Annotated in this window: 8 protein-coding genes; 5 read left to right on the top strand and 3 right to left on the bottom strand. The window is 55.7% G+C overall.

Annotated features, from left to right (window positions below; all coding sequences use genetic code 11):
* The first annotated feature begins 45 nt into the window (after window positions 1-45).
* Complete coding sequence (locus tag N6P30_RS01825) at window positions 46-306, top strand: bacteriocin immunity protein (protein ID WP_023292465.1); 261 nt, start codon at window positions 46-48, stop codon at window positions 304-306.
* Between the two features lie 70 nt (window positions 307-376).
* Entirely contained in the window at window positions 377-625 is a 249-nt protein-coding gene (locus N6P30_RS01820) for a hypothetical protein (protein WP_032676797.1), read from the top strand.
* 52 nt (window positions 626-677) lie between these two features.
* On the opposite strand, the gene N6P30_RS01815 is transcribed toward N6P30_RS01820, so the two are convergent.
* Window positions 678-1,172: a surface-adhesin E family protein gene (locus N6P30_RS01815; RefSeq protein ID WP_023292463.1), complete on the bottom strand. Its 495-nt coding sequence runs from the start codon at window positions 1,170-1,172 to the stop codon at window positions 678-680.
* Complete coding sequence (locus tag N6P30_RS01810) at window positions 1,169-1,792, bottom strand: hypothetical protein (protein WP_023292462.1); 624 nt, start codon at window positions 1,790-1,792, stop codon at window positions 1,169-1,171. Before N6P30_RS01810 ends, N6P30_RS01815 begins: the two co-directional genes overlap by 4 nt.
* Before the next feature lie 200 nt (window positions 1,793-1,992).
* Here N6P30_RS01810 and N6P30_RS01805 point away from each other — a divergent pair, with 200 nt between their 5' ends.
* The 3 genes from N6P30_RS01805 (at window position 1,993) to N6P30_RS01795 (ending at window position 5,269) form a co-directional block, all read left to right on the top strand.
* Window positions 1,993-2,268, top strand: coding sequence for a metal/formaldehyde-sensitive transcriptional repressor (locus N6P30_RS01805; RefSeq protein ID WP_021242544.1), 276 nt, complete (start codon window positions 1,993-1,995; stop codon window positions 2,266-2,268).
* Window positions 2,269-2,298: 30 nt separating this feature from the next.
* Window positions 2,299-3,417, top strand: coding sequence for an S-(hydroxymethyl)glutathione dehydrogenase/class III alcohol dehydrogenase (locus tag N6P30_RS01800; RefSeq protein WP_021242543.1), 1,119 nt, complete (start codon window positions 2,299-2,301; stop codon window positions 3,415-3,417).
* 160 nt (window positions 3,418-3,577) lie between these two features.
* Window positions 3,578-5,269, top strand: coding sequence for a methyl-accepting chemotaxis protein (locus N6P30_RS01795; protein ID WP_023292461.1), 1,692 nt, complete (start codon window positions 3,578-3,580; stop codon window positions 5,267-5,269).
* A gap of 118 nt (window positions 5,270-5,387) precedes the next feature.
* On the opposite strand, the gene N6P30_RS01790 is transcribed toward N6P30_RS01795, so the two are convergent.
* Window positions 5,388-7,769 carry a glucose/quinate/shikimate family membrane-bound PQQ-dependent dehydrogenase gene (locus N6P30_RS01790; RefSeq protein ID WP_023292460.1) on the bottom strand — a complete coding sequence of 794 codons (2,382 nt, stop codon included), beginning with the start codon at window positions 7,767-7,769 and terminating at the stop codon, window positions 5,388-5,390.
* Between the last annotated feature and the right edge of the window lie 158 nt (window positions 7,770-7,927).

Genomic DNA, 7,927 nt, shown 5'->3' with positions numbered 1-7,927 from the left:
CTAAGCGCCATGTTGAAATTCATAAAAAGGAGTGAGGTACCAGGTATGGACCATAAAAAAAGAATCACTGATTATTCTGAAACTGAGTTTTTAGAGTTTGTTCGCGGAATTTTTAATCCAGCAAACTCTTCTGAAAGTAAAGACGTTGAGAATGTGCTTTATTTTGAGGAGATAACAGAATATCCAGAGGGTTCTGACCTTATTTTTTACCCTTCAAAAACTCGTGAAGATACCCCTGAGGGGGTTGTAAAAGAAATCAAAGAATGGCGAGCAGCAAATGGTAAACCCGGGTTTAGACCGGAATAATAGCTAACTCATAATTTACAATAATTCCTCAGGCGCAATGTATATGCATTGCGCAGGGGTAAGCGCATCCATGAAAAAGGAGCTATTTTATGGCTTTGACAAGAAATTCATTAGCTATGCTGCTGTAGGGGCTGCCACGCCGTTTTCGACGCCTGATGATGCTTTTTTTGTCCGCTTTTCCCAAACCCTTTCGACCGGCGCGGATACCCAGATGCTGACCAAAGGTACCAGTAAACCTTCTGTGTATATGGGTTACGGTTGGCGTGACTGGTACAGTCGGGAACTGAAATTGGTCCAGCAATTTAATACTGTATTGTGAACCGTAACATAGAGATGCAGAGCGTATGCTCTGCGTCTCTGCCTTGCCTGTATTAATCTAATAATGGTTTTCTATTATCTTTCGCTGGCTCTGGCTTGAGTTTTTCAACGGGAATACTGCACATGCTTTCCGCTATTATCCCAAAAAGAGAGTCTTTCGGGTAACTTTCCCATTGTCCCACATCCTGTGTCACATGTACGACATCACCTTCCGCGAACGGTTTGGAAAAATAGGTTCGCGCCATAATAGCACGCTGGTTTTTGTCGCAATTAATCACGTCGATTGCCCGGGAACTCGCTATGTAGACGGGAGGATTTTTTATAATGAGTGTCTTCTCGGCGTAGTTATTGATGAAATAAAAGCGGCGTAAGCGGTCGTTACCCTGATAAGTTGAAATCACCCGAAGATCGATATACGAAGCAATTTTCTTATCTTCAAGGATTTTTATGACGCCTGCCGGTGGCTTGGGGGTAGACTGGGGCTGGGGTTTACTTGTCCCGGTACAACCTGTCAGCATAAGTAATACCAGCCATGTTAGCTTTTTCATTTCGCATCCCCTGCGGATAAATCAGGTCGTAATGTCGTCAGCATGTCAGGCGTTACATTTCCCTGAACGGTACAGAGCAATAATGTCCCGTCTTTGCTTTTGCTGAGCATTAACAGCTTTTCGGTACTTTCTTTTGCCGGAGCAATACCTGACACCGCCTGCGCGTTGTCTTCCCACTCACTCGTTGGGTTGATTTTAATCATCGTCTGAGAAACATAATCATCTCCCGCCTTTTTCCAGGACAAATGATCAAGTCTGGACATCACTTCTTCTTGTGACTCTTTGAAAATGAGTCCCCAGTAATAGTACTTACCGTAATTGATTTCATCGAGATTGCTGGTTTGCAGGTAATATCCCGATACCGTCAGATTTAATTCATGCAGCGGTTGAGCAAACCAGATGGTGCGATTGCCGTCTTCAGGGGCTTTGAACCAGGCCTGCGAATGCTTGTTAAGCGTTAAGGGGGCTACGCGGCTGAGTTTGGCTCGCTGATGATAAATCTCGTTGAAAAAGGTTGAGTCGCAGCGGGTCAACGTTTGTGTCAACGTGCTGGCGTGAACCGCGGGTGTGGCTACAGCCATACCTGCTATGAGCCCAATGGAGGAGATGAGTTTACGCATGTAATATCCCTATATTAAAAAAAGACCCTGTTTTTATCGGCTTATCAGGATGAGACTTTACGCTTTTTTATTTTGCTTCGTTATCTGGCGTATTTAATGCCTCCCCCGAGTTTTGTACAAAACCTCAACCCTCTCATCTTTAGGTTTACACAGCGGTAACAAAATAGGTACCATACCCCCCTATAGTATCAGGAGGGCGTATGCCGCATTCACCCGAAGATAAAAAACGTATTCTTACCCGCGTCCGTCGCATTCGGGGTCAGGTTGATGCCCTTGAACGCGCGCTGGAGTCGGGCGACCCCTGTCTGGCCATCCTGCAGCAAATTGCCGCCGTGCGCGGGGCTGCCAATGGCCTGATGGGCGAAATGGTTGAAATTCACCTCAAAGATGAGCTGGTAGCGGGGGAAACCACGCCGGATCAGCGTGCCGTTCGCATGGCGGAAGTCGGCCATTTACTGCGCTCTTATCTAAAATAAATCCACATACCTGACAAGAAGGGAAGACATATGAAATCTCGCGCTGCAGTTGCATTTGGCCCCGGCCAGCCGCTCAAAATCGTTGAAATTGACGTGGCACCGCCGAAGAAAGGCGAAGTGCTGATCAAAATCACCCATACCGGCGTATGTCATACCGATGCGTTTACGCTCTCGGGCGACGACCCGGAAGGCGTCTTCCCGGCGGTGCTCGGCCATGAAGGCGGCGGGATTGTAGTAGAAGTGGGCGAGGGCGTGACCAGCCTGAAGCCGGGCGATCACGTGATCCCGCTGTACACTGCGGAATGCGGCGAGTGTAAGTTCTGTAAATCCGGCAAAACTAACCTCTGCCAGGCGGTGCGCGCCACTCAGGGGAAAGGGCTGATGCCCGACGGGACGACCCGTTTCTCCTACAACGGCGAGCCGGTTTATCACTACATGGGCACCAGCACCTTCAGCGAATACACCGTTTGCGCGGAGATCTCGCTGGCGAAGGTGAACCCGCAGGCGCCGCTGGATAAAGTCTGCCTGCTGGGCTGCGGCGTGACCACCGGTATTGGCGCGGTGCATAACACCGCAAAAGTCAAAGAGGGCGATACCGTGGCGGTGTTCGGTCTCGGCGGCATTGGTCTGGCGGTGATCCAGGGCGCGGTGCAGGCGAAGGCCGGCCGTATCATCGCGGTCGATACCAACCCGGAGAAATTCAGGCTGGCCGGTGAAATGGGCGCGACCGATTTTGTGAACCCGAAAGATCACGAGAAGCCGATTCAGGACGTCATCGTTGAGATGACCGACGGCGGCGTGGACTTCAGCTTCGAGTGTATCGGCAACGTCAACGTGATGCGTTCCGCGCTGGAGTGCTGCCACAAAGGCTGGGGCGAGAGCATCATCATTGGCGTGGCCGGTGCGGGTCAGGAGATTAAAACCCGTCCATTCCAGCTGGTCACCGGGCGCGTATGGCGCGGTTCCGCGTTTGGCGGCGTGAAGGGCCGTACCCAGCTTCCGGGTATGGTTGAAGATGCGATGGTCGGCAAGATTCAGCTCGATCCGTTCATTACCCACCGCTTACCGCTGGAGCAGATCAACGAGGCGTTTGATCTGATGCACGAAGGAAAATCCATCCGTACCGTTATCCATTTCGGCGACAAGTAACTCTTCTGCCAGCGGTTTTTCGCCGCTGGCATTTCTTTAATAATCTTCTCTAAAGTGTGACCAGTGCGGCGTTTTTAGCCGTAATCTAAATCTCTGCCGTGCCGATGACTATTTAACAGGCGTGTTTTTACGCATCTTACCTACAAGAGAGTCGACGGTCATGGACAACACTACTTCGATGCTGGCGCAGCGCAAGCTGGGCTTCTTGCATCACATCAGGCTGGTTCCGCTGTTTTCCTCCATTCTCGGTGGCATTATTCTTCTGTTTGCCTTGAGCTCTGGTCTGGCAGGGTATTTCCTGCTGCAGGCCGATAACGATCAGCAGGATGTCACATCCGAAATTCAGGTGCGTATGGGGCTGTCGAACAGCTCAAACCATCTGCGAACCGCGCGTATCAATCTGATCCACGCCGGTGCGGCAAGCCGTATCGCAGAGATGGATGCGATGAAGCAGAACATCAGCGAGGCGGAAACGCGCATTAAGCAGTCCCAGGAGAGCTTTACCGCCTACATGAATCGCGCCGTGCGTACCGCCGAGGGCGCAGCGCTGGATGCGGAGCTTAAGACCCGGTATGACGCCTATATCGCGGGCATGCAGCCGATGGTCAAATTCGCCAAAAACGGCATGTTCGAGGCGATCATCAACCACGAAAACGAAACGGCGCGTCCGCTGGACGACGCGTACAACGCCGTACTGCTGAAGGCGATTAAGATCCGTACCGACCGTGCCAATGCGCTGACGGCGCAGGCGCACAGCCGCACGCAGCTGGGCCTGATGTTTATGGTGGGCGCGTTTGCGCTGGCGCTGGTGCTGACGGCGATGACCTTTGTCGTGCTGCGCCGCACGGTAATCAATCCGCTGCAGCGGGCAGCGAAACGTATCGAGAATATCGCTAAGGGCGACCTGACGATGCCGGACGACGTGGCCGGGCGCAGCGAAATTGGCCGCCTGACGCGGGATCTGCAAACCATGCAGCACTCGCTTGAAAAAACGGTCGGCACCGTGCGTCAGGGGGCGGAGGAGATTTACCGCGGCACCAGCGAGATCTCTGCCGGTAACACCGATCTCTCTTCCCGCACCGAGCAGCAGGCTGCCGCCATCGAGCAGACCGCCGCCAGCATGGAACAGCTTACTGCGACGGTGAAACAGAACGCCGATAACGCCCATCATGCCAGCAAGCTGGCGGAAGATGCCTCCGGGAAAGCCACCCGCGGCGGCCAGATGGTCTCCGGCGTGGTGAAAACCATGGGCAATATCTCCAGCAGCTCGAAGAAGATCTCTGAAATCACCGCCGTGATTAACAGCATTGCCTTCCAGACCAATATCCTGGCGCTTAACGCGGCGGTAGAAGCGGCGCGGGCGGGTGAACAGGGGCGCGGATTTGCCGTGGTGGCCAGTGAAGTGCGCACCCTGGCAAGCCGCAGTGCGAATGCCGCAAAAGAGATCGAAAGCCTGATCAACGAATCGGTTTCGCTGATCGATCAGGGGTCCGGTGAAGTTGTTGCCGCCGGTAACACCATGAATGAGATCGTCGAAGCGGTGAAGCGCGTCACCGACATCATGCTGGAGATTGCCGCGGCGTCCGATGAGCAGAGTCGCGGTATCGTCCAGGTGAGCCAGGCGATTTCGGAGATGGATAAAGTGACCCAGCAGAACGCCTCGCTGGTGGAAGAAGCCTCCGCGGCGGCGGCGTCTCTGGAAGAACAGGGCGCGCGTCTGACCGAGGCGGTTGGGGCGTTTCGTCTGAGCGGTGCGAAGCCGAACCGCGCGGTGACGGCTGCACCGGTGGCGCAGAACGTACCGTTGCGCCCGGCGGCGACGGTTTCCGGGGATAACTGGGAGACGTTCTGAGTCGCGTGTTTTGTCGGGTGGCGGCTTCGCCTTACCCGACCTACTTGTATTTGTAGGCCCGCGTAAGCGAAGCGCCACCGGGCAAAAAAAGGGACCAAAAGGTCCCTTTTTTCATCGGTTATTTCTTATCAGGTAACGCGTACGCGATAACGTAATCACCGCGATCCGGCGACTGGCGGGCACCACCGGCGTTAATGATGATGTACTGCTTACCGGTTTTCGGCGACACGTAGGTCATCGGGCCGGACTGGCTGCCGACCGGCAGGCGGTCTTTCCAGATCTCTTTCCCGGTGGCGGTATCAAACGCGCGCAGGTAGAAATCCTGGGTGCCGGCAAAGAACAGCAGGCCGGACTGGGTCGAGAGCGATGCCCCAAGCGTCGGCATGCCGATTGGGATTGGCATGTGCATGCGAATGCCCAGCGGGCCGGTATCTTCCACCGTACCAACAGGAACCTGCCACACCAGCTTGCCGGTTTTCAGGTCAACGGCCGACATGGTGCCAAACGGCGGCTTCTGGCACGGAATGCCCAGCGGCGACAGGAAGCGTTCACGCATCGCACCGAAGGGCGTGCCGTCCATCGGGACAATCCCCATCTCGATGCCGCTGGCATTTTTCGCCACGTTCGCGCGCGGCACCATATAGTTTGCCAGACCCAGGCGCATATCGTTGACGAACATCAGGCTGTTGTTCGGGTCAACGGAGACGCTGCCCCAGTTCATCCCGCCGAGTGAGCCCGGGAACTGCAGGGAACGATCGAGACCAGGCGGGGTAAAGACGCCCTGATGACGCATCTCTTTAAACTGAATGCGGCACAGCAGCAGGTCGACTGGCGTCGCGCCCCACATGTCGGACTCGGTCAGCGTCTGGTTGCCAATCATCGGCATGCCTACGGAGTACGGCTGGGTTGGGGAGTAGCGTTCACCTTCAACGTTACCCGCCGGGACAGGGCGTTCCTCGACCTTCGCCACCGGCTTGCCGGTTTCACGGTTAAGCATGAAGATCATGCCCTGCTTGCTGGTCTGCACCAGCACAGGCGTGGTGCCGCCCTTGCCGTCAGGCAGGTCGTACAGCAGCGGCTGGGAAGGCAGGTCAAAGTCCCACAGGTCATGGTGGGTGGTCTGGAAATGCCAGCGGACCTGGCCGGTGGCCGCGTCGACGGCGACGATGGAGGAACTGTACTTATCGTCCAGCGCGGTACGCTCGCCCGCCCAGAAGTCTGGCGTGGCGTTGCCGGTTGGCAGGTAGATCAGGTTAAGTTTGGCGTCGTAGGACATCGCAGACCAGACGTTCGGCGTACCGCGGGTGTAGGTCTGGCCTTCCGGCGGCAGGCCGGTCAGGTTCGGATTACCTGGATCCCACGCCCAGGCCAGCTTACCGGTGTGAACGTCGTAGGCGCGAACCACGCCCGGCGGCTCGCCGGTCGAGTAGTTATCCGCGACGCGACCGCCGACGACAACAACGTTCCCGGCCACCAGCGGCGTGGAGGTCTGCTGATAATATCCCGGCTTGATCTCACCCATGCCGACGCTCAGATCCACGGTGCCATGGTCGCCAAAGTCGTCGCAGACCTTGCCGTTATCCGCGTTAATGGCAATCAGACGGGCATCGGTGGTGGGCAGGAACAGGCGGCGAGGGCATGCCGCTGGCGATGTTCCGATCTGTGACGCTGTCACGTTTGCATGATCTTCAAAGTAGCCCAGACCGCGGCAGCGCTGCCAGTTCGGCGCGGTGGCTTTCGAATCATAACGCCATTTTTCTTTACCGGAATCCACGTCCAGCGCCAGCACTTTACTGTACGGCGTACAGACATACAGCGTGTCGCCAACCTGCAGCGGCGTGTTCTGATCTTCCGCACCCGAGCCGTTGCTCTGCGGAATATCGCCGGTGTGCGCAACCCACGCGACTTTCAGCGAGCTGACGTTTTGCTTGTTAATCTGGTCCAGCGCGGCGAAGCGGTCGCCGTGGGTGGTGTTGCCCCAGTGCTCCCAGTTCTTTTGCTGCTCGCCGGGTGCGACGGGTTTCACCGGCACGGGCTCGTTCGCTGCCACAAGGGTTTGCGGCTTAAACATCCAGCCGAGGCTGACCAGCATGGCCACCGCGAGCAGCGCCGCGACGCCAAAAGCGGGGGCTTTGTTCGGTGCAGTGTGGTTTGCCGCACGCAGGAAGGGCCAGACGATGGCGCACAGGAACGCCAGCACGGCAAAGGTAAACAGGCGGGAGAAGAGCGGCCAGAAATCCCAGCCCGCATCGCTTACCGCCCAGAACAGCGAGGCAATAAACGCGATGCCGTAAAGCAGGATCCCGCTGGTGCGGTTGAGGAAAATCAGGATCGCGGCAATCACCATTGCCACGCCCATTATCAGGAAGTAACTACTCCCGCCTACGGTGGCGAGCTTAAAGCCCAACCCGCCGACCGCCAGACCGATGAGCATCATCAGTCCGGCAAGAAGCCACTGCAGAATACGCGGTATTCCACGTGGCGCGCTGCCAAATGCCATTTCTCTCTCCTTTAGATCCCACCGCCGTGTCGGGTATGTACCAGTTGGGTAATAAATGCGGTGGGATTGATGATTAGTACGGGTGAATTCGTTTATATCAAACTGTTTGTGAACCATTTGGTGAATTCACGGCTATGATAAAACTGTTAAATTGTTTT

The sequence above is a fragment of the Enterobacter sp. PL1 genome (assembly GCF_945957325.1).
In the GTDB taxonomy this organism is placed as follows: Bacteria; Pseudomonadota; Gammaproteobacteria; order Enterobacterales; family Enterobacteriaceae; genus Enterobacter; species Enterobacter roggenkampii.
Note: the sequence above shows the minus strand (reverse complement) of the source record. Positions and strands in the feature narration are given on the sequence as shown.